General features: G+C 69.4%; 24 protein-coding genes, 1 tRNA gene and 1 pseudogene. 18 read left to right on the top strand and 8 right to left on the bottom strand.

Going from position 1 to position 25,291, the window contains the following annotated elements; genetic code table 11:
- Positions 1 to 42: 42 nt before the first annotated feature.
- Positions 43 to 2,052, bottom strand: coding sequence for a DEAD/DEAH box helicase (locus tag ACTHK2_RS15225; protein ID WP_440246564.1), 2,010 nt, complete (start codon positions 2,050 to 2,052; stop codon positions 43 to 45).
- A 537-nt stretch (positions 2,053 to 2,589) separates the two neighbouring features.
- On the opposite strand from ACTHK2_RS15225, the gene rsfS reads away from it, so the two are divergent.
- From rsfS to ACTHK2_RS15205, 4 genes are all read left to right on the top strand, one after another.
- Positions 2,590 to 2,925, top strand: a complete 336-nt coding sequence (gene rsfS, locus ACTHK2_RS15220) for a ribosome silencing factor (RefSeq protein ID WP_440246567.1) — start codon at positions 2,590 to 2,592, stop codon at positions 2,923 to 2,925.
- A gap of 239 nt (positions 2,926 to 3,164) precedes the next feature.
- Complete coding sequence (rlmH, locus tag ACTHK2_RS15215) at positions 3,165 to 3,635, top strand: 23S rRNA (pseudouridine(1915)-N(3))-methyltransferase RlmH (RefSeq protein WP_440246563.1); 471 nt, start codon at positions 3,165 to 3,167, stop codon at positions 3,633 to 3,635.
- A 119-nt stretch (positions 3,636 to 3,754) separates the two neighbouring features.
- The gene (locus ACTHK2_RS15210) at positions 3,755 to 5,683 is read left to right on the top strand and encodes a M61 family metallopeptidase (protein WP_440246562.1); all 1,929 of its coding nucleotides are present in this window, start codon (positions 3,755 to 3,757) and stop codon (positions 5,681 to 5,683) included.
- A gap of 191 nt (positions 5,684 to 5,874) precedes the next feature.
- Positions 5,875 to 6,390, top strand: a complete 516-nt coding sequence (locus ACTHK2_RS15205) for an HIT family protein (protein ID WP_440246561.1) — start codon at positions 5,875 to 5,877, stop codon at positions 6,388 to 6,390.
- 151 nt (positions 6,391 to 6,541) lie between these two features.
- Here the strand turns inward: ACTHK2_RS15205 and ACTHK2_RS15200 are convergent, their stop codons facing one another.
- The 3 genes from ACTHK2_RS15200 to ACTHK2_RS15190 form a co-directional block, all read right to left on the bottom strand.
- Positions 6,542 to 7,945: a hypothetical protein gene (locus ACTHK2_RS15200; protein ID WP_440246560.1), complete on the bottom strand. Its 1,404-nt coding sequence runs from the start codon at positions 7,943 to 7,945 to the stop codon at positions 6,542 to 6,544.
- A gap of 160 nt (positions 7,946 to 8,105) precedes the next feature.
- Positions 8,106 to 8,744 carry a Vgb family protein gene (locus ACTHK2_RS15195; protein ID WP_440246559.1) on the bottom strand — a complete coding sequence of 213 codons (639 nt, stop codon included), beginning with the start codon at positions 8,742 to 8,744 and terminating at the stop codon, positions 8,106 to 8,108.
- A gap of 164 nt (positions 8,745 to 8,908) precedes the next feature.
- Complete coding sequence (locus ACTHK2_RS15190; protein WP_440246558.1) at positions 8,909 to 10,129, bottom strand: helix-turn-helix domain-containing protein; 1,221 nt, start codon at positions 10,127 to 10,129, stop codon at positions 8,909 to 8,911.
- A 101-nt stretch (positions 10,130 to 10,230) separates the two neighbouring features.
- Here ACTHK2_RS15190 and ACTHK2_RS15185 point away from each other — a divergent pair, with 101 nt between their 5' ends.
- Positions 10,231 to 11,031: a DUF899 domain-containing protein gene (locus ACTHK2_RS15185; RefSeq protein WP_440246557.1), complete on the top strand. Its 801-nt coding sequence runs from the start codon at positions 10,231 to 10,233 to the stop codon at positions 11,029 to 11,031.
- The gene (locus ACTHK2_RS15180) at positions 11,019 to 11,855 is read left to right on the top strand and encodes a copper chaperone (RefSeq protein ID WP_440246556.1); all 837 of its coding nucleotides are present in this window, start codon (positions 11,019 to 11,021) and stop codon (positions 11,853 to 11,855) included. Before ACTHK2_RS15185 ends, ACTHK2_RS15180 begins: the two co-directional genes overlap by 13 nt.
- Positions 11,856 to 12,062: 207 nt before the next feature.
- Here ACTHK2_RS15180 and ACTHK2_RS15175 read toward each other — a convergent pair whose 3' ends face one another.
- The 3 genes from ACTHK2_RS15175 to yidD form a co-directional block, all read right to left on the bottom strand.
- On the bottom strand, positions 12,063 to 12,845 hold the full coding sequence (locus tag ACTHK2_RS15175; protein WP_440246566.1) for a M23 family metallopeptidase: 783 nt from the start codon (positions 12,843 to 12,845) through the stop codon (positions 12,063 to 12,065).
- Positions 12,846 to 13,006: 161 nt separating this feature from the next.
- Complete coding sequence (locus tag ACTHK2_RS15170; protein WP_440246555.1) at positions 13,007 to 14,341, bottom strand: dihydroorotase; 1,335 nt, start codon at positions 14,339 to 14,341, stop codon at positions 13,007 to 13,009.
- Positions 14,334 to 14,600 carry a membrane protein insertion efficiency factor YidD gene (gene yidD / locus ACTHK2_RS15165; RefSeq protein WP_440246554.1) on the bottom strand — a complete coding sequence of 89 codons (267 nt, stop codon included), beginning with the start codon at positions 14,598 to 14,600 and terminating at the stop codon, positions 14,334 to 14,336. The genes ACTHK2_RS15170 and yidD overlap by 8 nt, the downstream gene beginning before the upstream one ends.
- Before the next feature lie 117 nt (positions 14,601 to 14,717).
- On the opposite strand from yidD, the gene dksA reads away from it, so the two are divergent.
- The 4 genes from dksA (at position 14,718) to ACTHK2_RS15145 (ending at position 19,618) form a co-directional block, all read left to right on the top strand.
- Positions 14,718 to 15,671: an RNA polymerase-binding protein DksA gene (gene dksA / locus ACTHK2_RS15160; protein ID WP_440246553.1), complete on the top strand. Its 954-nt coding sequence runs from the start codon at positions 14,718 to 14,720 to the stop codon at positions 15,669 to 15,671.
- Positions 15,672 to 15,798: 127 nt separating this feature from the next.
- Positions 15,799 to 17,157 carry a phosphoglucosamine mutase gene (gene glmM, locus ACTHK2_RS15155; protein ID WP_440246552.1) on the top strand — a complete coding sequence of 453 codons (1,359 nt, stop codon included), beginning with the start codon at positions 15,799 to 15,801 and terminating at the stop codon, positions 17,155 to 17,157.
- A gap of 4 nt (positions 17,158 to 17,161) precedes the next feature.
- Positions 17,162 to 18,115 carry an isopenicillin N synthase family dioxygenase gene (locus ACTHK2_RS15150; RefSeq protein ID WP_440246551.1) on the top strand — a complete coding sequence of 318 codons (954 nt, stop codon included), beginning with the start codon at positions 17,162 to 17,164 and terminating at the stop codon, positions 18,113 to 18,115.
- 198 nt (positions 18,116 to 18,313) lie between these two features.
- A complete protein-coding gene (locus ACTHK2_RS15145) occupies positions 18,314 to 19,618 on the top strand; it encodes a hypothetical protein (RefSeq protein WP_440246550.1) in 1,305 nt (434 codons plus the stop codon).
- Here ACTHK2_RS15145 and ACTHK2_RS15140 read toward each other — a convergent pair.
- On the bottom strand, positions 19,612 to 20,412 hold the full coding sequence (locus tag ACTHK2_RS15140; protein WP_440246549.1) for an SDR family NAD(P)-dependent oxidoreductase: 801 nt from the start codon (positions 20,410 to 20,412) through the stop codon (positions 19,612 to 19,614). The genes ACTHK2_RS15145 and ACTHK2_RS15140 overlap by 7 nt on opposite strands.
- Before the next feature lie 275 nt (positions 20,413 to 20,687).
- On the opposite strand from ACTHK2_RS15140, the gene tpiA reads away from it, so the two are divergent.
- The 8 genes and pseudogenes from tpiA to ACTHK2_RS15100 all read left to right on the top strand — a co-directional run.
- A complete protein-coding gene (tpiA, locus tag ACTHK2_RS15135) occupies positions 20,688 to 21,437 on the top strand; it encodes a triose-phosphate isomerase (RefSeq protein WP_440246548.1) in 750 nt (249 codons plus the stop codon).
- A 13-nt stretch (positions 21,438 to 21,450) separates the two neighbouring features.
- Positions 21,451 to 21,915: a preprotein translocase subunit SecG gene (gene secG, locus ACTHK2_RS15130; protein WP_440246565.1), complete on the top strand. Its 465-nt coding sequence runs from the start codon at positions 21,451 to 21,453 to the stop codon at positions 21,913 to 21,915.
- Positions 21,916 to 21,920: 5 nt separating this feature from the next.
- Positions 21,921 to 22,005 (top strand) — tRNA-Leu (locus ACTHK2_RS15125).
- A 121-nt stretch (positions 22,006 to 22,126) separates the two neighbouring features.
- A complete protein-coding gene (locus ACTHK2_RS15120) occupies positions 22,127 to 22,483 on the top strand; it encodes an NADH-quinone oxidoreductase subunit A (RefSeq protein WP_440246547.1) in 357 nt (118 codons plus the stop codon).
- Positions 22,474 to 23,028: a NuoB/complex I 20 kDa subunit family protein gene (locus ACTHK2_RS15115; protein ID WP_182518594.1), complete on the top strand. Its 555-nt coding sequence runs from the start codon at positions 22,474 to 22,476 to the stop codon at positions 23,026 to 23,028. Before ACTHK2_RS15120 ends, ACTHK2_RS15115 begins: the two co-directional genes overlap by 10 nt.
- 14 nt (positions 23,029 to 23,042) lie before the next feature.
- Complete coding sequence (locus ACTHK2_RS15110) at positions 23,043 to 23,786, top strand: NADH-quinone oxidoreductase subunit C (RefSeq protein ID WP_440246546.1); 744 nt, start codon at positions 23,043 to 23,045, stop codon at positions 23,784 to 23,786.
- A gap of 75 nt (positions 23,787 to 23,861) precedes the next feature.
- Positions 23,862 to 25,115: an NADH-quinone oxidoreductase subunit D gene (locus ACTHK2_RS15105; protein WP_440246545.1), complete on the top strand. Its 1,254-nt coding sequence runs from the start codon at positions 23,862 to 23,864 to the stop codon at positions 25,113 to 25,115.
- Positions 25,112 to 25,291: pseudogene (locus tag ACTHK2_RS15100) on the top strand (NAD(P)H-dependent oxidoreductase subunit E); the annotation flags it as partial. The gene ACTHK2_RS15105 and the pseudogene ACTHK2_RS15100, both read left to right, overlap by 4 nt.

The following is a 25,291-nucleotide window of genomic DNA, read 5'->3' as shown; positions in this document are numbered from 1 at the left end:
GGGCGGCCGCCGGCCGCCGCGCGGATCCGCGCCGCGCGGGGTTCACTTGGGCCGTCGTTTCGCATGGGGGCGCTTGTGCGCATCGTGGCGCTTGGGCGGCGCGAAGCCGCCGCGATCGAACGACGGCGGCTTGCGCGGCTTGGGCCTGTGCGCGTGGTCCGCCTCGCCTTCGCCACCGCGCGTGATGCGCAGCTGCTGGCCGGACACCCACACCTTCTTGAGGTGCTTGAAGATCTCCGCCGGCATGCCGGAGGGCAGGTCGACGAAGCTGTGGTCGTCGCGGATGTCGACGCGGCCGATGTGCTTGCTGTCGAGGCCGGCTTCGTTGGCGATCGCGCCGACGATGTTGCCCGGCTTCACGCCGTGGTCGTGGCCGACCTCGATGCGGAACGTCTCGAAGCCTTCCTCGGGCGCGTGCGTGTCCCCTTCGCGCGGCGCGCGGCGTGGTGCCGGCTCGCGTTCCGCATGCGGCGCCGGGCGCCCGGCGCTCGCTTCACGCGGCGCGTGCGCGTCGCCATGGTCGCGCGCCGGCCGGTGGTCGTGCCGGCGATGGTCGCGCGCTTCGCGCGGGGCGGCACGCTCCTCGTCCGGGCGGAAGGCACCCGCGCGTGGCTTGGCGGACCCGCCATCGCGGCGGTACTCGCGTTCCGCGCCCGCTTCGCGCGGCGCGCGTTCGCGGCTGGTGCGTTCGAACGGGCGCTCGATGCGCGGCGGCGGCGTCAGCAGCAGCGGCTGGTCGCCCTGCACGAGCCGTGCGAGCGCGGCGGCGACTTCGACCGCCGGCACGTTGTGTTCCTGCTCGAACGCCTCGACCAGCTGGCGGAACACGCCGAGGTCGTCGCTGCCGAGCGCGTCGGCGATGCGTTGCTTGAACTTGGTGATGCGCTGGTCGTTGACCGCCTCGACGCTCGGCAGCTGCATCTCGGCGATCGGCTGGCGCGTGGCGCGCTCGATCGCCATCAGCATGCGCTTCTCGCGCGGCGCGACGAACAGGATCGCCTCGCCGCTGCGCCCGGCGCGGCCGGTGCGGCCGATGCGGTGCACGTAGGCTTCGGTGTCGGTCGGGATGTCGTAATTGAGCACGTGGCTGATGCGCTCGACGTCGAGGCCGCGCGCGGCGACGTCGGTCGCGACGAGGATGTCGAGCTTGCCGTCCTTGAGCTGCTGGATCAGCCGCTCGCGCTGCGCTTGCACGATGTCGCCGTTGATCGCCGCAGCGTCGAAGCCGCGTGCCTTGAGCTTGCCGGCGAGTTCCTCGGTGGCCGACTTGGTGCGCGCGAAGATGATCATCGCCTCGAACGGCTCGGCCTCGAGGATGCGCGTGAGCGCATCGAGCTTCTGCACTCCGCTCACGTACCAGTAGCGCTGGCGGATGTTCGCCGCGGTGGTCGTCTTCGCGGCGATGCGCACCTCGACGGGCTCGCGCAGGTAGGTCTGCGCGATGCGCCGGATCGGCGCCGGCATCGTCGCCGAGAACAGCGCGACCTGGCGCGTCGCGGGCGTCTTCTGCAGTACTTTCTCGACGTCGTCGATGAAGCCCATACGCAGCATCTCGTCGGCTTCGTCGAGCACGAGCGTGGTCAGCTGCGAGAGGTCGAGCGAACCGCGCTCGAGATGGTCGATCACGCGGCCCGGCGTGCCGACGACGACGTGCACGCCGCGCTTGAGGCCGCCGAGCTGCGGGCCGTAGCTTTGCCCGCCGTAGATCGGCAGCACGTGGAAGCCGGGCAGCTGCGCCGCGTAGCGCTGGAACGCCTCGGCCACCTGGATCGCGAGCTCGCGCGTCGGCGCGAGCACGAGCGCCTGCGGCTTGGTCTTCGCGAGGTCGATGCGCGACAGCACCGGCAGCGCGAACGCGGCGGTCTTGCCGGTGCCGGTCTGGGCCTGTCCGAGCACGTCGCGGCCTTCGAGCAGCGGCGGGATCGTCGCCGCCTGGATCGGCGACGGCGTTTCGTAACCGACCTCGTCGAGCGCCGCGAGGAGCGGCGTGGCGAGGCCGAGGTCGCGGAACGGGGGAGGCGTACCGGTGGTTTCGCGGTCGGCGTTCGACATGCGCTTGAAGCGGCCGCGCCGCGGGGAGGGGGCGGCTTAGTGTACCGCACCGGCACGTACGAGCTGGCGCGCGTACCTGTGCGCCGGATGAACGAGCCTCGGATTCATGCGTGCAGGCACCGGCTCGAGCTCCTCACATGCGGCGCCCGCCGCCCACCGGTCGCGCAGGCACCTGCGACCGATTGCGCCTATACTGCATTCGCGCCGCTGGTGGCGCCCGGATCACGAAGAGGTCACGTCCACTTGGCTACGTCGGAAACGCGCGCCCGGCCGCGCAAGGCCGCAACCCCGAAGGCCGCCAAGGCCGCCGCATCGCGCAGCAAGTCCGCCGCCGCGACGAAGTCGCCGGCGAAGAAGGCGCCCGCCACCAAGGGCCCGGCAAAGAAGGCTCCCGCGAAGAAGTCGCCGCCGATGAAGGGCGCCGCGACGAAGCGTGCTGCGCCGGCCACGCCGCCGAGCGCGAAGGCCGCTGCGAAGGCAGGTCCCGGCAAGGCGGCGAAGCCGAAAGTCGCCAAGGTACTCGACGCCGCGGCGCGCCTGCGCAAGGTCGTGCTCGATGCGCTCGACGACCTCAAGGCCAAGGACATCGCCGAGATCGACGTGCGCGGCAAGAGCGGCGTCACCGACCTGCTCGTGATCGCGAGCGGCACGTCGTCTCGCCACGTGAAGTCGATCGCCGACGAAGTCGTGAAGAAGGCCAAGCAGGCGGGCAATCCGCCGATCGGCGTCGAAGGCCAGCGCGAAGCCGAATGGGTGCTGGTCGACCTCGGTGACGTGATCGTGCACGTGATGCTGCCGCGCACGCGCGAGTTCTATGGCCTCGAGCGCCTGTGGACCGTCGGCGACAGCCAACCGGCGATGCTCGCCGGCTGATCTTCGGGGCTCCTTGCCGGCTGGTCCACGTGGGAGCGGTTTCAGCCGCGATGCTTTTCGCCGATCGGGAAAGAGCATCGCGCCTTGCGGCGGTCCCATCCTGCCGACGGTGAGCCCGCGGCGGATTCGAGGACGCGGTCGCACACGGGGTGCGCTCGGGCAGGGCAAGCGGCTACGCTGTGGGAGCGGCTTCAGCCGCGATGCTTTTCCGCCGCCTCCCATACTCCCGTCGTCCAGCGATGAAAGCCCGCCTCATCTCCGTCGGCGAACGCATGCCCGCCTGGGTCGCCGACGGCGTCGCCGAATACCGCAAGCGCCTCTCGCGCGACCTGCCGCTCGAACTCGTCGAGATCGAACTCGGCACCCGCGGCAAGGGCCGCGACCCCGCGCGTGCGATCGCCGACGAAGGCGCCGCCGTGCTCGCTGCGCTGCCTAAGGACGCGCACGTCGTCGCGCTCGACGGTCGCGGCAAACCCTGGACGAGCGAGCAGCTCTCGCAGCAACTCGATGCCTGGCGCATGAACGGCCGCGACCTCGCCCTGCTCATCGGCGGCCCGGACGGCCACGCCGCCGACGTGCTCGCGCGCGCGAACCAGACCTGGTCGCTCGGCCCGCTCACCCTGCCGCACATGCTCGTGCGCCTCGTCGTGGTCGAGCAGCTCTATCGCGCGGTATCGATCAGCGCGGGGCATCCCTATCATCGCGCCTAATACGCGGACTGCGAGCCTCGTTGTCCTCGCGTCGCCCGTCGCGCAGGCCCCGCCTACTTCCTGAGCGTGACCCTGGCGCCTCGTGCAGCATCCAACAGCTCTTCGCGAACGGACACCTCATGCCTGCATTCCCACGCCCTGCCGCGCGCCCACTCGCGCGCCCGCTGATCGCCGCGACCATCCTCGTCGTGACCGCATGCAGCGCGAGTGCCAGCCGACGCGCAACCCCGGAGCGGGCTCCGGCCACGTTCGAAGGGGCGATCGCGCTCGATGTCGATCTCACCGACAGGCGCCGGCGCATCGTCGCGGTGCGCGAGCGGATTCCCGTGCAGCACGCGGGCAAGACCGTGCTCTTCTATCCGCAATGGGACGCCGCGAGCCATGCGCCTTCGATCTCCGCGCATCGCCTCGCCGGGCTCGCGATCAGCGCCGATGGCGTGCCGCTGGCGTGGCGGCGCGATCCCGCGCGCGTGCATGCGTTCGCGATCGAGGTTCCGGCCGGCGCGAAGGAGCTGCAGGCGCAATTCCAGTATCTGGCGCCGCTCGGGCACGAAGCCTCGGCGACCGTGTTCGACGGTTTCATCGGATTGTCGTGGAACCGCGTGCTGGTCTATCCCGACGGCTGGCCCGCGCGGCAGATTCCGCTGCAGGCGACGATCACCTTGCCCGAAGGCATGACGCCCGCGACCTCGCTGCACGGCGAGCGCGACGGCGCCACCGTGCGATTCGCACCAGTGCCGCTCGATCGCCTCATCGACGCGCCGGTATTCGCGTCGCGCCACGTGCAGGCACGGTCGATCGCAGGCGGCGCCGCGCCCGTGCGTGCGCAGTGGATCGCCGCCGACGAAGCAGCGATCGGTCGCACGGCCGAATTCGATCGTCCGCTGCGCACGGTCGTCGAAGAAGTCCAGGCACTGTTCGGTCCGCCGCCGTTCGACCCTTACGACTTCCTGTTCGGCCTCGACGACCGCCTGCCGGGTCCCGGCGGCATCGAGCATGCGGACTCCGGCGAAGTGTTCCTGCCGACGGATTTCCTCGCGCAGCGCGACGCCGCGGCGCCGTGGATCGACGTGATTCCGCACGAGTTCATCCACGCGTGGAACGGGCTCTGGCGCGTCCCCGCCGACATGGCCACGGCGACGCCGAACGAGTCGGCCACGGGCACGCTGCTCTGGATCTACGAGGGACAGACCGAGTTCTGGTCGCGCATCATCGCCGCACGTGCGGGCCTGCGCAGCGCGCAGCAGACGCTCGATGCACTCGCACTCGACGCCGCAGTCGTGCAGTCGCGCGCAGGCCGCCGCTGGAAATCGCTCGCCGACAGCAGCAACGACCCGTTGATCCAGAGCGGCCGCGCCGACTGGCGCGACTGGCAGAGACGCGAGGACTATTACGTCGAAGGCGTGCTGTTCTGGCTCGACATCGACGCACGCCTGCGCCGCTGCAGTGACGGCGCGAAAGGCATCGACGATTTCGCCGCTGCGTTCTTCAGCGCCGCGAACCGCGAACACGGCGAGCGATACCGCGGCTACACCGAAGGCGACGTCGTCGCGGCGCTCGGCGACGTCTGCGTGGCCGACTGGTCGGCGATCCTGCACCGCAAGCTCGACGCCCACGATGACGAGGGCGTGCTCGACGGCCTCGCCGCGCACGGCTGGCGCCTCGTGTTTGGCGATACGCCGAGCGCTTATTTCCGCCTCGCCGAAGCGGCCGACGGCGTGCTCGACCTCAACTGGTCGATCGGGCTCACGATCACGCCCTCCGGCCAGGTGAAATCGGTCGCCTGGGAAGGCCCCGCATTCGCCGCAGGTATCGTCCCCGGCGCACGCGTGACGACCCTCGACGGCGCGCCGTTCACACCGGAAGCGCTCGGCCAGGCGATTGCGTCGCGTATGCGGTTGCGCTTGGGCATCACCTTCGACGGCGGCAAGTTCGCTGCCGACATCGACGCGAGGATGGGGCACCGGTATCCGCGTCTGGACCGCATCCCCGGTGCGTCGGATACTTTGTCGACACTGCTGGCGAAGCGGCGTCGCGATGCCGACTAGGATGCGCCCGCCGGTCCACGCTTGACCGCCGTGCAGGCAGTACGCATTCTTTGCCGGCCGCGTCATTCGCACGACGGCGGGGTGCGCATTTTTCCATTGCTGTGGAAAAGCAAGAATGGATTCCCCTTTCGCCGGAATGACGGCGTGGAGGCTCGAAGTTCATCGAGCCGCGGCCATATCGAGGAGCGGACGTGATCGAACTTCCGGTGCGCAATCCCTGCGACCTGTGCGAAGGCATGGCAGGTCGCGAAGAACGGTGGGCGATCATCGACGAGGGCGAGCACACGCTCACCGTGCTCAATCCATGGCAGTTCGAAACCGGCCAGTGCTGCGTCATCACGCGCCGGCACGTCGCGACCCTGCTCGATCTTTCGCGCGAGGAATGCGTGGCCGTCATGCTCCATGCCCAGCGTGTCGCGCAGGCGCTCGCGCATGCGTACCAGCCGCTCGGGATCCTCACGTTCCAGAACAACGGCGTCTACAGCGGGCAGGAGACGCCGCACTTCCATTTCCACGTCGTACCGCGCCAGAAGGGCAGCGACTGGGGCGTCGGCCCGCCGCAACTCGCCACCTTCGACGGCGCCGGACGCGAGCGTGGCACCGCGCATGATCCGAGCGGCGACGCGCATCGCCGCGAGCGGGTCCGCGTTTCCGCGCGTCGGATGGCGCAAACCGCAGAGCTGATCCGCTCGCACCTGCCCGCGTAACGCTCGGGCAGCAGTCGCCAAGGCCTCGCGCCGAGGCGCGAACGCGCACGAGTGGGCTCTTACACGTGTGTGTGCCGCGCCTGTGTGGGAGCCGCGGAAGCCGCGTGGCTCCTCAGCCAGCAGCATCGCGACTCCCGTCGCCCCACGCGAATCAGTCGAACCCATCCGCGAAGATCACGTCCGACGTCACCAGCAGCCGCGTCGCGGCGAAATCGACGAGCGGCGACGCACTCGCGCGTTGCGCGCGGCCGCCGGCGACGATGTTGCCATCGGTCTGCAGCAACAGCGTGCCGATTTCGCTGTACGGGCCGTCGGGCGCGAGGTCGGCTTCGTAGATGCCGGTCGCGGCGAAACCGGTATCGAGCGCACCGTCGGCGGTGCTGCGTACGGCGAAGAAGTTCTCCTTTCCGCTCGTGTAGTAGGCGACCGACGCGACGAGCTTGCCATCGGACTGCATGACCAGTCCGGTCACGTTCGCGGTCTCCGCGGCGGGCAGGATCGACGGCTTGAAGTAGCCGGGGTTGGCGATGTCGCCGAAGGTGGCATCGGTGGAACCATCGGCGGCGAGGCGGCCGAATACGAGGCCCGTGATGTTCTCGCCGGAGTTGTGGTAGCCCGCGAACGCGATGCGGCCGTCGGCGAGTGGCGCGACGCGCTCGACCGCGTTGACGATCGACGTCTCGGACGGGTCGTGGAACACGCGCCAGCCGACCGATGCGAAAGACGTGTCGAAACTGCCATCCGCATCGAGGCGGGCGAGCGCGTAGTCGGTGCCGAGACCCGATCCGTTCGCCTCGAAACCGCCACCGACGACAATCGCGTCGCCCGCGACGACCGCGAGGTCGTGCACGTAGCCGGACGACGCGGCATCGCTCCAGGCAATCGAGGCGACGCCCGCATCGCCGAACGTCGCGTCGTACGCGCCGGTGCTGTCGAAGCGCACGATCGTGCTCGTCGAGACGAACGCGCCGCTGTCGAAATGCTCGCCGCCGACGACGATGCGCTGCTGGCTGTCGAGCCTGACCACATGCAGGTAATGCGACGGCAGCAGCACGACGCCGCCGCCGCCGAAGCTGCCGTCGAGATCGCCGCTCGCGGTAAGCTTGACGACGTAACCCGTCAGCGGGCCATTGACCATCGCGGTTCCGACCGCGACGTAGGAGCCGTCGGCGAAGCGCGCGATCGATTCGATCCCCTGCATGCGCTGGCCTGCCGCGAGATCGGGGAGCTCGACGAGCCCGGTGATGGCGGTGTTGCCGAAACCGGCGTCGGGGCTGCCGTCCGCATTCAGGCGCAGCAGCATGCCGCGGATCTGCGGTTCGAAGAACGGCGCGGGCGGGATGATCTTGTTGCGAGCACCGGCGAACAGCAGCTTGCCGTCGGGTAATGCGATCGATTCGCGCGGGTAGATCTCGCGCGCGGCGACGTCGTCGACGGCGACGTAGGCGACGCCGCCGCTGCCGAAGGCGGGGTCGGGGTCGCCATCGGCGGCGAAGCAGGGGAGGGTGAAGCTCGTCGCCAGTACGGCGGCGTAGGGAAGCAAGGGTCGCAGCACGTTCGCATCTCCGTTCAGGCATCGGATCGACGAGCGTCGAGCGTGCGCCTGCGACCACGCGTGCGCATGCGCATTCGATCACGATCCGATGCGTTCTGCATGAGGGACGCGCGCGCGTGCCGCGGCGTCGCTGCGCGCGGCGGAGTCGCGTGCTGGCGGATCAGCGTGGCCCGGGCCGGCGCACCGCCCGCACCTTGCCGCTGTCGCCTCCGCCGCAATAGAAGCGATCGTTGCCGTCGTACTCGAGCCCGGAGACGAGCACGCCAGGTGGCAGCGCGAGGCTTTCCACGACTTCTCCGGTCGCGGCGTCCAGATGGCGCAGCTCGCTTTCATCGCCTTCCCAAGTCGCGTGCCAGAGGTCGCCGTCGACCCAGGTGACGCCGGTGACGAAGCGGTTCGACTCGATCGTGCGCAGCACCGCGCCGGTGTCCGGGTCGACCTGGTGGATGCGCCGGCCGCGGTAGTCACCGACCCAGAGCGAGCCTTCGGCCCAGGCGAGCCCGGAGTCGCCGCCGCCCGCGGGCGCCGGAAGGGTGGCGAGCACGTCGCCGCTGTGCGGGTCGATCTTGCGGATCACGGCTTCGGCGATCTGGTAGAGGTGGCGCCCATCGAACGCGGTGCCCGCGTGCGCGGCGACGTCGATCGAGCGCACGGTGTCGCCGCTCGCAGGGTCGAATGCCTTGAGTTGCCCGCCCCCGGCGAGCCAGACGCGCTCGCCGTCGTAGCTGACGCCGCCGACGTTCTTGACGCCGGCGAAGGGGCCGTATTCGCGGATGACTTCGGCTTGCACTCGCTTCATGGTTGCTCCGTTGGGTCGGTCGCCCGATTGACCGGCGTCATCGGCGCGAAAGCGGGAATCCATTTTGCGTTCGGCTTCGTCGGCCGTCGTCGCGACACGCAATGGCCACTTCGGGCGTACTGCGCCGTGCCGTCCCGCTGCCGCAGCCGATCGCCGGGTCGATCCTAGTCGCCACCCGGCGCAAGCGTGAGCAACAACAGTGTCGGGAAACCCGGCACCGGCGGCGTCATCCAGCGGCGCGCGCGCCCATGGCCGACCGGTTGCACGTGGGCCTCGGCGGCGAGCACGTCGAGCGCGCGCTGCACGGTGCGAGCGCTCACGCCGAGCGCGAGTGCGAGCGCCGAACTCGACCAGGCTTCGCCGTCGGCGAGCAGCGCGAGCACATCCCCATGCGCGGCATCGAGCGGAGGCAGCAGCACGACGACGTCGCGCGCACGCACGGGTGCGAGCGCGAAACCGTCCTTCGTCGCCATGATGTCCGCCAGGCCGCGCAGTGCAGCGCGCAACCGCCCGATCTCCACGCGCAACCTCGCGCGGTGCGACTCGTCGCCATGGCGCGTGCGGAACACGCGTTCGATCAGCACGCTGCGCGCGACGTCGCCAGGCCAAGCCCGTGCGAGCTCGCGCGCGAGCGCGAACAGCACCGGACGCGTCGCGAGCGGCACGCTGGTCGGAGCCGCGCGCACGAGATGGCGGCAGGCGTCGACGACGAAGGCATCCGACCCCTGCAGCGCCTCAACCTCGCCGAGGCGCAGTACGCGCTCGCTGCCGCCGGCGACGAGGCGCGCCGCGGGTTCGTCGAGCAGGCGCGCGGTCGTGCCGATCTCGGTGGCGAGTGAGGCGATGCCGGCCTCGCGCGCCGCGGCGGCCGCGCGCGAAAGCGCATCGCGCGCGACCTGCCCGCGCACGCGCCGCAACGCGATGCCGGCAACGACGTGCTCGTGCGCCGCGCGCAACGCCGGCGTGAACGCGTGCGGATCGACGGCGTCGAGGCGACGCTCCGCCTCGTCGATGCGGCCGAGCAGCACGAGGCGGCGGATCGCAAGGTGATGCGCGTGCGCGGCATTGGCGCGATCGCCATGGCGCTCGAGCAGCGCGCGCGCGGCGTCGAGCAGCTTCGTATCGCCGCCGAGTTCGCGTGAGACCAGTGCGATTTCCGCCTCGGCGACGAGGCAGCGCGCCCGCGCGACCGCTTCGCGCGGACCGAACGCGCGGTGCGCCATGCGCAGCAGCGCCTTCGCACGCGCGAAATCGCCGAGCTGGGCGAGCGCGAGGCCGCGCAGGGCGAGCGCGGGCGCATCCTCGCGCAGCGCGACGCGCTTGAGTGCGCCGAGCGGATCGCCGGTCGCCAGCGCGCGCGCGGCGGCCGTGATCAGCGAGTCCATCCGAATCCCGCCACCATTGTCACTCCCTGCCTCGCCCGTGCGGCGCCCAATCTACCGCACGAACGGCCGCCGTCGTGGCGCCGAAGCAGAGGAGATGCAGCATGACCCCCACGCATACGATCGGCACGCGCGAACAGTGGCTCGCCGCGCGGCTCGATCTTCTCGCCGCGGAAAAGGAGCACACGCGTCGCAGCGACGAACTCGCGCGGCGGCGCCAGGCACTGCCGTGGGTGCGCCTCGACAAGGCGTACACGCTCGAAACGGACGACGGCAGGCTGCCGCTCGCGTCGCTGTTCCAGGGGCGCTCGCAACTTCTCGTCTACCACTTCATGTTCGGTCCCGACTACGACGCGGGTTGTCCGTCGTGCTCGATGATCGCCGATGGTTTCGACGGCTTCGCGGTGCATCTCGCCCATCACGACACGATGCTGTGGGCGGTGTCGCGCGCGCCGCTCGCGAAGCTGCAGGCGTTCAAGCGCCGCATGGGCTGGCGGTTCCCGTGGGCATCCTCGTCCGGCAGTGATTTCAACGCCGACTTCGGCGTGCTGTTCACCGAGCAGCAGCAACGCGACGGCGCCATCGAATACAACTGGCGTCGCGAAGCGCCGATGCTGCCGTCGGCGCGGGGAGAGCCCGGCGCGATCGACCAGGTGGCCGCGTCAACCGGCACGGACGCTGCGACCTTCACGCGCGAACGCCCGGGCATGAGCGCGTTCGTTCTCGTGGACGGCGTCGTCCACCACACGTACTCGACCTATGCCCGTGGACTCGACGGCCTCTGGGGTGCCTACCAATGGCTCGACCGTGCGCCGAAGGGTCGCAACGAGTCGGGCATCTGGTGGCGTCATCGCGACGCGTATGGCGCGCCGGCGCCGGCGAAGGCGCCGACGTGCTGCGGTTGATGGCGGGCGTGCACGGCGACGGCGCGGGCGCGGCGTTGTTGCCGCGCCCGCGTCGCGGCACGAGCTGGCGACCCGCATTCCTCGTCGTCGTTGCGCTGTTGTTCGCGACGGGCGTGACGACGACGGTGCTGGGTTGCCTCGCGACGGCGCCGCAGGCGCGACCGATGCCGGGCGGCTGGATGCCGTCGGCCGCGGCGATGGCGATGTGCGGGCAGGACGTCGGCGGCTCCCTGTTCGCATTCACGGCGATGTGGCTCGCAATGACGGTCGCGATGATGCTGCCCGCGCTCGCGCCGGCGTTGTGGCGATACGCCATGCTGCTCGATCGAGCGCGCGTCCGGCACGTGGGGCGCGGGGTCGCGCTCGCGGGAGCAGGTTACTTCACGGTATGGGCGGTCGCCGGAGTCGTGCTGCATGCGCTCGGCGGCTTCGCGGGCGGCTCGCTGCTGCAGCGTCCCGCGTGGTCGCGCGCAGTGCCTGCGCTTTGCGGCGCGGCCGTCATGCTCGCGGGCGTGCTGCAGTTCAGCGCATGGAAGCGGCATCACCTCGCGTGTTGCCGAGCGGCGTTCACGGGCGATGTGCTCGAGCGCGCATCCTTCGCGTTTCGCGACGGAGCGCGCCTCGGCCTTCACTGCAACGCCGCGTGCGCGAACCTCACGATCGCCTCGCTCGCGCTGGGCATGATGGACCTGCGCGTGATGGCGCTCGCGGCCGCGGCGGTCACCGCCGAACGCGTCGCGCCGCGCGTCGCCGATGTCACGGCGGTCATCGGCATCGCGCTCGTCGGCGCCGGCGCATGCTTCGTGGGCCGGGCAGTCGCGTAGCCTCGGCCGCCCTCCTTCCCGGCATGCGCCGCGGCGAAGGGGACTGCAGCGGCAGGCGGTGCGCGCGCACCGCTCGGCACACACCGAGGCGCCCGATCGCGGGGGCAGGGCGGGCCGAGCGCGCAGCGCGACTCCCGCCGGGGATGCGGCGCCTGGCGTGACGCAACGCTCGAAACGCGGAGCACACGCCGAGGCCAGCCCCTGTATCTACGGCTCGAGCAGGAGCAGCGGGTCGACGCGCACGTCGAACCAGTTCATGCCCCAATGGACGTGCGGCCCGGTCGCGCGCCCGGTCATGCCGGCCGCGCCGATGACCTCGCCTTGCGCGATGCGCTGGCCGACCTTCACGTCGATGCGCGAGAGGTGGAGGAAGTTCGAGCTGACGCCATGGCCGTGGTCGATCAGAACGGTGCCGCCGGTGAGATAGAGGTCGCGATCGGCGAAGGTGACGACACCCGCCGCGGGCGCCTTCACCGGCGTACCTTGCGGCACCGCGATGTCCATGCCCGAGTGCGGCGATTTCGGCACGTCCTTGCCGTCGACGACGTAGACCCGCTGGTTGCCGAAACGGCCACTGATGCGACCTTCGACCGGCCAGGCGAACGCCTGCGTGTAATCCTCGCGCGCGTCGTCACGCTCACGCGCGGCGACCACGCGCGCCTGTTCGCGCTTGATGCGCGCGGCGATTTCCGGCGGCGGTTCGACCGTCTTCGGCGGCACGCCTGCGATGCGTTCGACCGGCCAGTCGCGCGGCGTCACCGGGATCGCGATGCGTTCGCGCTGGCCGTCGCGCTCGGTGATCGCGATCGTGACCGGCCCCTGTTCGTCGCGGCCGACGCCGAACACGATCTCGCCGCGCGGGCCGACGCGCAGCACATGGCCGGCGACGCGCACCTTCGCATGCGGGTTGACGGTCGCGCGCACGAGTGCGCCTTGCGAGACGCGGTCGGGGAAGGTCCCGGCGTGCGCAAGGCCCGCATCCAGCAGCATCGCCAACGACACGAGCAGGGCGGGGAACCTGCCCGCTTTCCCGTGGGAGCGGCGGAAGCCGCGCTGTCCTTCCGCCTCGGCCCCCGGCCTTCGGCCCTCAGCCCCGGACCACGAGGCATCGCGGCTTCCGCTGCCCCCACGAAGAGCGGGCACGGTGCGGGTCACCGCGTGAACTCCAGGCGCATGCCGCGCACGTCGTCGTCGAGACGCCCGTCGTTCCACGCGAGGTGGCCGTTGACCCAGGTCGCGGCGATGCTCGAGCGGAAGGTATGGCCTTCGAATGGCGTCCAGCAGCATTTCGAAAGGACCTCGGCCGCGGTCACGGTGTGCGGTCTGGCGGGATCGACGAGCACGAGGTCGGCATGGAACCCTTCGCGCAGGTAGCCGCGTTCCTTCACGTCGAACAAGGTCGCCGGGGCATGCATCGCCGCCTCGACCACGCGCTCGAGCGTGAGCACGCCGTCGAACACGCGCTCGATTGCGCACTGCAGCGCGTACTGCACGAGCGGCAGCCCGGACGGCGCGCGCGGGTACTGGTTCGATTTTTCGGTCGCGAGGTGCGGTGCGTGGTCGGTGGCGAGCACGTCGATGCGGCCTTCGGCGAGCGCGCGCGTGATCGCCTCGCGGTCATGCGCGGTCTTCACCGCCGGGTTGCACTTGATCAGCGTGCCGAGGCGCGCGTAGTCGGCATCGCAAAAATGCAGGAAGTGCACGCAAGTTTCCGCGGTGATGCGCTTGCCGGCGACCGGGCCTGGCTCGAACAGCGCGCATTCGTCGGCGGTGGAGATGTGCAGCACGTGCAGGCGCGTGCCGTGCTTCCTCGCGAGCGAGAGCGCGAGCCGGGTGGACTTGATGCACGCCTCGCGCGAGCGGATCAGCGGGTGCTGCGCGATCGGGATGTCATCGCCCCAGCGCGCCTTCGCCGCCTCCTCGTTGGCGGTGATCGTCGGCGTGTCCTCGCAGTGCGTGATGATCGGCACGGGGCAGTCGCGGAAGATCGCATCGAGCGTGGCCGGGTCGTCGACGAGCATGTTGCCGGTCGATGCGCCCATGAACACCTTGAGGCCGGGCGCGGCCTTCGGGTCGAGCGCGCGGATCTCGGCGAGGTTGTCGTTGGTCGCGCCGAGATAGAAGCCGTAGTTGGCGCGCGACACCTCGGCCGCGCGCGCGTACTTCGCCTCGAGCGCGGCGCGGTCGGTCGCCGGAGGCTTGGTGTTCGGCATCTCCATGAAGCTCGTGATGCCGCCCGCGACGCAGGCGCGCGATTCGGAGCCGATGTCGGCCTTGTGCGTGAGACCGGGTTCGCGGAAGTGCACCTGGTCGTCGATCATGCCGGGCAGCAGCCAGCGGCCGTTCGCGTCGAACACGCGCTCGCCGGCGCGCGCCGCAAGGCTGCCGCCGATCTGTTCGATGCGGCCGCGGGCGACGCGCAGGTCGGCGTGGAAGCGGCGGCCCTCGTTGACGAGTTCGGCGTTGGTGATCAGCCAGTCAGTCATGCTCATGATCCTTTTCGTGCGCGCACCGTGCCGGCCAGGCGCGGAATTCCATCGGCACCGGGTCGAAACCGCCACGGCACAGGGGCTGGCAGCGGATGATGCGGCAAAACGCGAGCCAGCCGCCACGCCGCGTGCCGAAGCGCGCGATGGCCACGCGGGCGTAGTCCGAGCAGCTCGGATGGAAGCGGCAGCGTGCGCCGAGCAGCGGACTCAACCAACGCTTGTAATACCGCAGCAGGATGATCGTCGGGCGGGACATCGGCGCGCACCGTAACGCGCGCGCAATCACACGTCACGGCACGGATTTTCCGCGGTTGCCGGGGGGTAGGACTTAGGCTATAACACGCGACCGCCGAGTCACAAGGTAGGCCGAGGAATGGCGAAGAGCAAAGCAGATCCGCGCAAGAGCACCACGGCGGCGAAACCTGCCGCGCGCAAGGGTGCGGCGGCGTCACGCAAGGTTCCCGCCAAGCCGGCGGCCAAGGCGAAAGCGGCAGCGCCGAAAAAGGCGGCCAGGCCCGCGGCGAAATCCGCGCCGGCGCGCAAGCCGGCGGCGAAGCCGGCGGGCAAGGCCGCAGCGAAGAAGGCCGTGCCGGCAAAAAAGGCCGCGCCAGCGGCGAAAGCGAGACCGGCCGCCAAGCCAGCCAAGCCGGTGGCGAAACCGGCTCCCGGGCCCGTCGCCAAGCCGGCCGCCGCCCCCTCCAGGCCGACCGTCGTCGCCAAACCGTCCAAACCCGCGCCGGCAGTGGCCGCATCGAAACCGAAGACCGCGAGCAGCAATGCCGCCGAAACCTCCAGGAATTTCGTGACTACCAGCAAGCCGCAAAACGCAGTCGCCAAGAGCAGCAAGAAGGCCGACATCGCCGCCGAAAACGGCGTGACCATGCAGGACGGCCGTTACGCACTGCCCACCACGGTGACCATCGACCTCCCGAACGGCTACAAGCCGTCGTCGAAGGAGGAATACATGGGCCCGCGCCATCTGCAGTACTTCCGCAACAAGCTGTCGAAGTGGCGCGAGGAACTGGTCGAGGAGAGCCGCCAGACCATCGAAAGCCTGCGCGACGAAGTGCGCGACGTCGGCGACGAAGCCGAGCGGGCGACGCGCGAGACCGAGAACTCGCTCGAACTGCGCACCCGCGACCGCTATCGCAAACTCATCGCGAAGATCGACAAGGCGCTCAAGCGCATCGAAGAAGGCCGCTACGGCTACTGCGAAGAGACCGACGAGGAGATCGGCATCGAGCGCCTCGAGGCGCGTCCGATCGCCACGCTCAGCCTCGACGCGCAGGAGCGCTGGGAGCACCGCCAGAAGCAGATGGGTGACTGAGAGCACGGAATAGGGACAGGGAATCGAGAATGCACGTTGTCCGGCGCGCGCCGCCTGTTACCCGCCGGAGTTCGGGCATGCTGGTCCGCTCGCCTCTGCCATTCCCCATTCCCCATTCCCCATTCCCGTGAGTACCCGCCGCTACTTCGGTACCGACGGCATCCGCGGCCGCGTCGGCGAGTGGCCGATCACCGCCGAGTTCATGCTCAAGCTCGGCCGCGCGGTCGGCAGCGTGCTCGCGGCGCGCGGGCAGGCGGTCAACGTCGTCATCGGCAAGGACACGCGCGTGTCCGGCTACATGTTCGAATCCGCGCTCGAGGCGGGCCTCGTCTCTGCCGGCGCCGGCGTGAGCCTGCTCGGCCCGATGCCGACGCCCGCGGTCGCCTACCTCACGCGCTCGCTGCGCGCGAGTGCGGGCATCGTGATCAGCGCCTCGCACAACCCGCACCACGACAACGGCATCAAGTTCTTCTCGGCCGAGGGCGAGAAGCTCGACGATGACGTCGAGGCCGCGATCGAAGCGGAACTCGACGCGCCGTTCACGACCGTTGCCTCCGAATCGATCGGCAAGGTCGTGCGCGTGCGCGATGCGGTCGTGCGCTACGCGGAATTCTGCAAGGGCACGGGGCCGGCGACGCTGAACCTTCGCGGCCTCGCCATCGTGCTCGACTGCGCGCACGGCGCGACCTACCAGATCGCGCCGACCGTGTTCAGCGAGCTCGGCGCGAAGGTCACCGCGATCGGCGCGCAGCCGGATGGCCTCAACATCAATCGCGACGTCGGCTCGACCCATCCGGAAGCGCTGCAGCGCGCGGTCGTCGCGGGCGGTGCCGACCTCGGCATCGCTTTCGATGGCGACGGCGATCGCGTGCAGATGGTCGACCGCCACGGCGCACTCGTCGACGGCGACCAGCTCCTGTACGTGCTCGCGAGCGACTGGCACGCGAGCGGGCGACTGCGCGGGCCACTGGTCGGCACGCTCATGAGCAATTACGGGCTCGAACGAGCGATGAGCGAACTCGGCGTGCCGTTCATCCGCGCCAATGTCGGCGACCGCTACGTGCTGCAGCAGCTCAAGCAGCACAACGGCGTCCTCGGCGGTGAGACCTCGGGCCATATCCTCACGCTCGACCGTGCGAGCAGTGGCGACGCGATCGTGAGCGCCCTGCAGGTGCTCGACGTGCTGCGCCGTAGCGGGCGTGGCCTCGACGAGGCGGTCGCGGGCATGCGCAAGGTCGCGCAGACGACGGTGAACGTGCGCGTGTCCGGTGGCGCCGCGGCGCTCGTCGCCGATGCGGGCGTGCAGGCCGTCTACGAGCGCGTGCGCGCCGAGCTCGAAGGGCAGGGGCGCGTCGTGCTGCGTCCTTCCGGCACCGAGCCGCTCGTGCGCGTGACGATCGAGGCGGGCGATGCTGCGCTGGTCGAACGGCTCGCCGCCGAACTCGCCGACGCCGTAAAATTGGCGGCATCCACGACGACGGCCTGACGCCATGACCTCGCGCATCCCGACCCTCGACATCCGCCGCTACAGCGAGCCGTCCAGCAGCAGCGATCGCGACGCGTTCGTCGCCGAACTCGGCGCGGCCTACCGCGAGTGGGGCTTCGCGGGCATCCGCAACCACGGCATCCCGCAGTCGCTCATCGACGGCGCGTACGACGTATTCAAGGCGTTCTTCGCGCTGCCCGCGGACGTGAAGATGCAGTACCACGTCAAGGGCGCCGGCGGCGCGCGCGGCTACACGCCGTTCGGCATCGAGACCGCGAAGGATTCGAAATACCCGGACCTCAAGGAGTTCTGGCACATCGGCCGCGAGATCCCGCGCGACTCGAAGTACGCCGACGTGATGGCGCCGAACCTGTGGCCGACCGAAGTGTCGGGTTTCCGCGAATACGGCTACGGCCTGTTCGAGGCGCTCGATGCGCTCGGCTCGCGCGTGCTGCGCGCGCTCGCGCTGCACATCGATCTGCCGGAGACGTACTTCGACGACAAGACGAACTTCGGCAACTCGATCCTGCGCCCGATCCACTATCCACCGATCACGACCCCCGACGTGCCGAACGTGCGCGCCGGTGCGCACGAGGACATCAACCTCATCACCCTGCTGGTCGGCGCGAGCGCGCAGGGTCTCGAGGTGAAGTCGCGCAAGGGCGAGTGGGTGCCGTTCACCGCGGATGCCGACACGATCGTCGTCAACATCGGCGACATGCTGCAGCGCCTGACCAACCACGTCTATCCCTCGACGACGCACCGCGTGGTCAACCCGCCCGGCGACGAGGCGCGCAAGCCGCGCTATTCCGTGCCGTTCTTCCTGCACCCGAACCCGGACTTCATCATCGACGCGTTGCCCTCGTGCATCAGCGCCGACAATCCGAACCGTTACCCCGCGCCGATCAGCGCGCACGAGTACCTGCAGGAGCGATTGCGCGAGATCAAGCTGATCTGACTTCGAAAAGGGGCCGGCGATGGTCGAATGGATCGCGCGCAACGAGTGGATCGCCCGGTCGATAGTCGTCGTGCTTGCGATCGTGATGTTTCGTACGCGGGCCCGCGCCGGCAACGGGTTCCGGCGGCGCCCACGCTGGCGCGCGCGCTTCGGACAAGCCTCTGCCGCCGCCGTGTGCGAGCGGGCCGGGGATCGGTCATGACGGCCGCGGCGAGCCTGCGCGTAGTGCCCGGGCGAACGGATCGCATCGTCGTAGCCGTCTTCGTCGCGCTCGCGGCGTTGCTGCTCATCCTCGCGCTGCTCTGGCGCGTACCCATGATGCTGTGGGATCACCTCGATCTTGTCCCGATCTATGAGCGCTACCTGCAGGGGGCGCTCCCCATCGCGGACCTGGTCCGCATCCATGGCGGCCACCTGCACGCGGGCGCGTACGCGGTGCTGCTGGTGACGACCGACCTCTCGCATGGAGCGACCTGGCTCGACGTGGTCGCAAGCATGGTCTTCCTGCTCGCATATGCCACGGTGATCACGATGCTTGCGCTGCGGCTCGCGCGCGATCGCGATCACGGCCTCGCGTACGTGCTGATTCTCATCGCATTCGCGCTGTATCCGGGGCACCTCGCGAACCTGCAATGGGGCTGGCAGGTCGCGGTATTCGTATGTCTGGCCGGCGCCGTGGCGGCGATCGCGCTGCTCTCGGCGCCGGTGTTCACGGCGATGCGCGGCGTCGCGGCGCTTGCATGCGCGGCGTGCGCGTTCGCGAGTTTCGCGATCGGGTTCGCCGTGCTCCCGGTCGGCGCGCTCGTGCTCGCGCTGCGGCGAGACCTCACGCGGCCGGCGCGCTGGGCATGGGTGGCCATCTGGGGCGCAGCGACGCTCGCGGCGGCGTGGCTGTTGCATCGGGGTGCCCCGACGGGGCGCGACTTCGTCGTGGTCGCGCGGTACGCGCTCAATTTCCTCGGTGCGGGCGTCGCCCGCTACGCGACCGATCCCGCACCCTGGCTCGGCGCCGCCGCCCTTGCGAGCGGACTCGCGTTCGGGTGGCGGCATCGCGCCCGCACGTCGACGCTGCCGTGGCTGGGCCTGTTCCTGTTCGGCGTCGCGAGTGCATTCCTCACCGCCTACGGCCGCGCCGGCGACTACGGCGCGGAGCAGGCGTTCGCGACGCGTTACGTGAGCTTTTCGAGCGTGTTCTGGCTCGGCTGGCTCGGCCTGCTGGCGCAATGCCCGCGCGATACGCGACGGCAGGTGCGGGGCGTGCGTTGCGCGACCGCCGCCGTCGCAGTGCTCGCCACGTTCAATGCCGTGCACCTCATGAAGAAGGCCGCCGTGGTCGCGGCGCGCTCGCAGGCGGTCGCCGACACGATCCGCCGCACGTACCCCGACGTGCCCGAGCACGTGCTCGCGGACATCTACTTCGACCAGCCGGCGATCGCGCGCGAGCGGCTCGCGCGGTTGCGTGCATGGGAGTTCGCGCCGTTCGATCGCCGACCGGATCAGTGAGCGTCGCGGAAATCCTTGCCCTGCCGCGCGATCAGCGCCGCGCCCACGCGGTCCGGCAACAACTTGAACAGCGCCTTGATCACGCGGTTGGCGCGGCCGCTGACCCGGATCGAATCGCCGTGCTCGACCGCGGCGAGCGCATCGCGCACGACCGCATCGGCCTCCATCCACATCCAGGCCGGCAGGCCCTTCATCTGCTCGCGCGTGCCGGTCACGTCGTGGAATTCCGAATAGGTGAAGCCCGGGCAGCAGGCGAGCACATGCACGCCGTAGGCGCGGTTCTCGAGCGACAGGGCCTGCGAGAACTTGATCAGGTACGCCTTCGATGCGGCATACAGCGTGTGCCCGGCCGGGGCGGGGATGAGCCCCGCGAGCGAGGCGACATTGACGATGCGACCGTGACCGCGCTCGCGCATCGCCGGCAGGAATCGATGGCACAACTCCGCCGGCGCGGTCATCAGTACCTGGATGAAGTCGGCGTGCGTCGTCCACGGTCGCGACAGGAACGAGCCGGTGACGCCGTAGCCCGCGTTGTTGACGAGCACGTCGATCGCGAGGCCGCGGCGCGTGCACTCCTCGAACAGGCGCGCCGGCGTGCGCGGGTCGGCGAGGTCGGCCGGCAGGCAGACGACATCGACGCCGTGGCGCTCGCGCAATTGCCCGGCGAGCGCGTCGAGTCGATCGGTGCGGCGCGCGGTCAGCACGAGGCCGCAGCCGCGCGCGGCGAGCTGGCGCGCGAATTCGGCGCCGATGCCGGCGGACGCGCCGGTGACGAGGGCATGCAAGGACGACATCGGTGATCCTCGATCGGGTATGGGCAGCCTAGTCGCAAATCGCGGGTTTTGCGCGGGTCTGGGCGCAATGCCGCAGGCGCGGAGTCTAAGGGGCCGGCGCGGGCGTTTTGGACGGCGCCCGCTGCGCGGGCTTCGCACGGAGCGAACGGCATGGATATGCATGCGATGGTCGGTTGCGATCGCCGCGCTCGGGCGCGATCGTCATGAGCGCGGCGCAGTTGTCGGTACGAAAACCGGCCGCTATCCTTGCGCGCCTTCGCAACCCCGGAATGCCCATGCGTCGCCCGCTCGTCGCCGGAAACTGGAAGATGCACGGTTCGCGCGCGATGGCGGCCGAGCTCGTCGGTCGCATCGTGTTCGCGCTGCCGGCGCGGGCCGAAGTCGCCGTATTGCCGCCGTTTCCGTATCTCGAGGGCCTGATCGGCGCGCAGCGCGACGGCTCCATCGCCTTCGGCGCGCAGGATCTCAGCGAGCACGCGCAGGGCGCCTACACGGGCGAAGTCTCCGGCGCGATGCTGCGCGACATCGGCTGCACCTACGTGCTGGTCGGCCACTCCGAGCGCCGCCAGTACCATGCGGAAAGCGATGCGCTCGTCGCGGCCAAGTTCGTCGCGGCGCAGAACGCCGGCCTCGTGCCGATCCTCTGCGTCGGTGAGACCCTGGCCGAACGCGAAGGCGGTGTCACCGAGGCCGTGATCGGGCGCCAGCTCGAGGCGGTCATCCGGGCCGCCGGCATCGCCGCGTTCGCCCAGGCGGTGGTCGCGTATGAGCCGGTCTGGGCGATCGGCACGGGCCGGACGGCCACGCCGGAGCAGGCCCAGGCGGTGCATGCATTCATACGTGGCACATTTCGCGAACAGGATGCTACAATCGCCAACTCGCTGCGGCTCCTGTATGGCGGCAGCGTCAAACCCGCCAATGCGGCCGAGTTGTTCGGCCAGCCCGATGTGGATGGCGGATTGATCGGCGGTGCATCGCTGGTGGCGGAGGATTTCCTCGCCATCTGCGCGGCCGCCGCAACGTGAAGAGCGACTGATGCTGTCGATTGTTGCCAACGTTTTCTATGTGCTGATCGCGATCGCCATGATCGTCCTGATCCTTTTGCAGCGCGGCGCTGGCGCCGCGGCGGGGTCGGGCTTCGGTGGCGGCGCGTCGGCAACCGTCTTCGGTGCGCGCGGTTCGGCGAATTTCCTTTCGCGCAGCACGGCGGTACTCGCGGGTTTGTTCTTCCTGCTCAGCCTCGGCATGGGCATTTATCTGGGTCGTACCGGCACGGTTGTGGGTGCCGCCGACGATCTCGGCGTCATGTCCGGCGTCGCCGCCCCGGCGAAACCGGACGCCACCCCGGCTCCTGCCGCGGGTAGCGACGTGCCTGCTCCGACCGCTCCGGCGGCCTCGGCCGACACGCCGGCGCCGACCGCCGCGACTCCGGACAAGCCTGCGCCGGCTGCCGACACACCGGCTGCACCGGCGACCAAGCAAGAGGGGAAGGACGGAAAGTAAGCAGTGCCCAGGTGGCGGAATTGGTAGACGCACTACCTTGAGGTGGTAGCGGGGAAACCCGTGGAGGTTCGAGTCCTCTCTTGGGCACCACTCGATTCGACCGGCGGCTGTGGATGCAATGTCCACAGCCGCCGCGCCGGATCTTCTTTACCGTCGTCGCGCCGGCAGCGCCGTCGCGATCGCTGATGCGCCTTCGGCGCGGAGGTGTCGTGTGCTGACCGAGTATTTCCCGGTCCTGTTGTTCCTCGCGGTCTCCGCCGTGATCGGCATCGCGCTGATCGTCATCGGCAACCTGCTCGGCCCGCGCAAGCCCACTGCGGAAAAGGCCTCGCCATACGAATGCGGTTTCGAGGCGTTCGAGGATGCGAGAATGCGTTTCGACGTGCGCTACTACCTCATCGCGATCCTGTTCATCATCTTCGACCTGGAAATCGCCTTCGTGTTTCCGTGGGCGACCGTGTTCGGCAAGCTCGGCCTGGTCGGCCTCGTCGAGATGGGCATGTTCCTGCTGTTGCTCGTGATCGGTTTCGTCTACGTCTGGAAGAAGGGAGCGCTGGAATGGGAGTGATCGATCGCATCGGCGAGTCGATGCACAACCCGGCGCCGGTCAACGTCGTCGACGACATCCTGCGCCCCGGTGACGACAATCCGCTGATCCAGCGCGGCTTCGCCACCGCGCGCCTCGACGAGCTCGTCAACTGGGCGCGCACCGGCTCGATGTGGCCTATGACGTTCGGCCTCGCCTGCTGCGCGGTCGAGATGATGCACGCGGGTGCCGCGCGCCTCGACCTCGACCGCTACGGCGTGATCTTCCGCCCGAGCCCCCGCCAGTCCGACGTGATGATCGTCGCCGGCACGCTCGTCAACAAGATGGCGCCTGCACTGCGCAAGGTCTACGACCAGATGCCCGACCCGAAGTGGGTCATCTCGATGGGCAGCTGCGCGAACGGCGGCGGCTACTACCACTACTCGTACGCGGTCGTGCGCGGCTGCGATCGGATCGTGCCCGTCGACGTCTACGTGCCGGGCTGCCCGCCGACGGCCGAAGCGCTGATCCACGGCATCCTGCAGTTGCAGAAGAAGATCCGCCGCACCAACACGATCGCGCGCTAGCGGAAAATCCGGACATGAGCGAAACAACGGCAGTCAGTGGCCGCTCCGCCCTCGTGCAGCAGCTCGAGGCGAAACTCGGCCAGAAACTCGTGCGCGTCGACGAAGTGCGCGGCGAAACCACGATCGAAGTGCTGCCGGAGAACTGGCTCGCGGTCGCGGCGATGCTGCGCGACGACGCGGAGCTGCACTTCGAGCAGCTCGTCGACCTCTGCGGCATCGATTACCTGTCCTACGGCCAGACCGAGTGGGACACGGACGATGCGTCCTGGACCGGCTTCTCGCGCGGCGTGGAAGGCGAGGGGCCGGGGCGCTTCGCCTGGGCCAACCGCCCGCATCCGGCGCGCATCCCGCACCGTTTCGGCGTGGTCGTGCATCTCCTCTCGCTACGCTACAACCGCCGCCTGCGCCTGCGCGCGCATTGCAGCGACGACGACCTGCCGGGCCTGCCCTCGCTGATCGGCATCTGGCCCAGCACGGACTGGTTCGAGCGCGAGGCGTTCGATCTTTACGGCATCGTGTTCGAGGGCCACCCGGACCTGCGCCGCATCCTCACCGACTACGGCTTCGTCGGCCACCCGTTCCGCAAGGACTTCCCGCTGATCGGCAACGTCGAAGTGCGCTACGACCCGGAGAAGAAGCGCGTCGTGTACGAACCGGTGACCTCGGTGGAACCGCGCGTGCTCGTGCCGCGCACGATCCGCGACGACTCGCGCTACGAACAGGCGCGCGCCGAAGCCGTCGCGGAGCGCAAGAAGTGAACGCAACCGTGCGCAAAGCAGAAGCCTTCGCGTCCTTCGTGTATCAATCCTTGATGTAGTTCGGGTCATTTCGACATGCAGGAAATCAAGAACTACACGATGAACTTCGGCCCGCAGCATCCGGCTGCGCACGGCGTGCTGCGCCTGGTGCTGGAGATGGACGGCGAGACGATCGTGCGCGCGGATCCGCACATCGGCCTGCTGCATCGTGCGACCGAAAAGCTGGCCGAATCCAAGCCGTTCAACCAGTCGATCGGCTACATGGACCGGCTCGACTACGTCTCGATGATGTGCAACGAGCACGCCTACGTGCGCGCGATCGAGAACCTGCTCGGCGTCGACGCGCCGGAGCGCGCGCAGTGGATCCGCACGATGTTCGACGAGATCACGCGCATCCTGAACCACCTCATGTGGATCGGTTCGAACGCGCTGGACCTCGGTGCGATGGCGGTATTCCTGTACGCGTTCCGCGAGCGCGAGGAACTCATGGATTGCTACGAGGCGGTCAGCGGCGCGCGCATGCACGCGACCTACTACCGCCCGGGCGGCGTCTACCGCGACCTGCCGGAAGTGATGCCGAAGTACGGCGAATCGAAGTGGCACAAGGGCAAGGATCTCGAGCGCCTGAACGAGTGGCGCGGCGGCTCGATGCTCGATTTCCTCGATGCGTTCTGCGCGGATTTCCCGCGCCGCGTCGACGAATACGAAGAATTGCTCACGAACAACCGCATCTGGAAGCAGCGCACCGTCGACATCGGCATCGTCTCGCCGGAGCAGGCGCTCGCCTGGGGCATGAGCGGGCCGATGCTGCGCGGCTCCGGCATCGAGTGGGACCTGCGCAAGAAACAGCCGTACGCGAAGTACGCGGAAGTCGATTTCGACATCCCGGTCGGCGTCAAGGGCGACTGCTACGACCGTTACCTCGTGCGCGTCGAGGAGATGCGCCAGTCCAACCGCATCATCCAGCAGTGCGTGAAGTGGCTGCGCGCCAACCCGGGCCCGGTGATGGTGCGCAACTACAAGGTCGCGCCGCCTTCGCGTGTCGAGATGAAGGACGACATGGAAGCGCTGATCCACCACTTCAAGCTGTTCACCGAGGGCTACGCGGTTCCGGCCGGCGAAACCTACGCCGCGGTCGAGGCGCCCAAGGGCGAGTTCGGCATTTATCTCGTGTCCGACGGCGCCAACAAGCCGTTCCGCCTGAAGTGCCGCGCCCCGAGTTTCGTGCACCTGTCGTCGATGGACGCGATCGTGCGCGGCCACATGCTGCCGGACGTCGTTGCGATGATCGGCACCTACGACGTCGTTTTTGGAGAAGTGGACCGATGAAGGCGACCGGCACCTACGAGCAGGTCAAAGACGTCGACCCGCTGGTCGCGCTGAATGCACACACGCGCGAACACATCGACCACTGGGTCGCCAAGTTCCCGCCCGACCGCAAGCGCTCGGCGCTGATCCAGGGCCTGTGGGCCGCGCAGGAGCAGAACGGTGGACACCTCACCGAC

The organism is Dokdonella sp., assembly GCF_051958935.1.
Lineage (GTDB): Bacteria > Pseudomonadota > Gammaproteobacteria > Xanthomonadales > Rhodanobacteraceae > Dokdonella_A.
Note: the sequence above shows the minus strand (reverse complement) of the source record. Positions and strands in the feature narration are given on the sequence as shown.

Coding starts and splice junctions, on each gene's coding strand:
- ACTHK2_RS15145 (WP_440246550.1), top strand. CDS start 18,314: ATGACGGCCGCGGCGAGCCTGCGCGTAGTGCCCGGGCGAACGGATCGC.
- ACTHK2_RS15115 (WP_182518594.1), top strand. CDS start 22,474: ATGGGAGTGATCGATCGCATCGGCGAGTCGATGCACAACCCGGCGCCG.
- ACTHK2_RS15225 (WP_440246564.1), bottom strand. CDS start 2,052: ATGTCGAACGCCGACCGCGAAACCACCGGTACGCCTCCCCCGTTCCGC.
- ACTHK2_RS15195 (WP_440246559.1), bottom strand. CDS start 8,744: ATGAAGCGAGTGCAAGCCGAAGTCATCCGCGAATACGGCCCCTTCGCC.
- ACTHK2_RS15105 (WP_440246545.1), top strand. CDS start 23,862: ATGCAGGAAATCAAGAACTACACGATGAACTTCGGCCCGCAGCATCCG.
- ACTHK2_RS15150 (WP_440246551.1), top strand. CDS start 17,162: ATGACCTCGCGCATCCCGACCCTCGACATCCGCCGCTACAGCGAGCCG.
- tpiA (WP_440246548.1), top strand. CDS start 20,688: ATGCGTCGCCCGCTCGTCGCCGGAAACTGGAAGATGCACGGTTCGCGC.
- ACTHK2_RS15175 (WP_440246566.1), bottom strand. CDS start 12,845: ATGCTGCTGGATGCGGGCCTTGCGCACGCCGGGACCTTCCCCGACCGC.
- ACTHK2_RS15190 (WP_440246558.1), bottom strand. CDS start 10,129: ATGGACTCGCTGATCACGGCCGCCGCGCGCGCGCTGGCGACCGGCGAT.
- yidD (WP_440246554.1), bottom strand. CDS start 14,600: ATGTCCCGCCCGACGATCATCCTGCTGCGGTATTACAAGCGTTGGTTG.
- ACTHK2_RS15110 (WP_440246546.1), top strand. CDS start 23,043: ATGAGCGAAACAACGGCAGTCAGTGGCCGCTCCGCCCTCGTGCAGCAG.
- ACTHK2_RS15210 (WP_440246562.1), top strand. CDS start 3,755: ATGCCTGCATTCCCACGCCCTGCCGCGCGCCCACTCGCGCGCCCGCTG.
- rlmH (WP_440246563.1), top strand. CDS start 3,165: ATGAAAGCCCGCCTCATCTCCGTCGGCGAACGCATGCCCGCCTGGGTC.
- ACTHK2_RS15185 (WP_440246557.1), top strand. CDS start 10,231: ATGACCCCCACGCATACGATCGGCACGCGCGAACAGTGGCTCGCCGCG.
- dksA (WP_440246553.1), top strand. CDS start 14,718: ATGGCGAAGAGCAAAGCAGATCCGCGCAAGAGCACCACGGCGGCGAAA.
- ACTHK2_RS15140 (WP_440246549.1), bottom strand. CDS start 20,412: ATGTCGTCCTTGCATGCCCTCGTCACCGGCGCGTCCGCCGGCATCGGC.
- ACTHK2_RS15170 (WP_440246555.1), bottom strand. CDS start 14,341: ATGACTGACTGGCTGATCACCAACGCCGAACTCGTCAACGAGGGCCGC.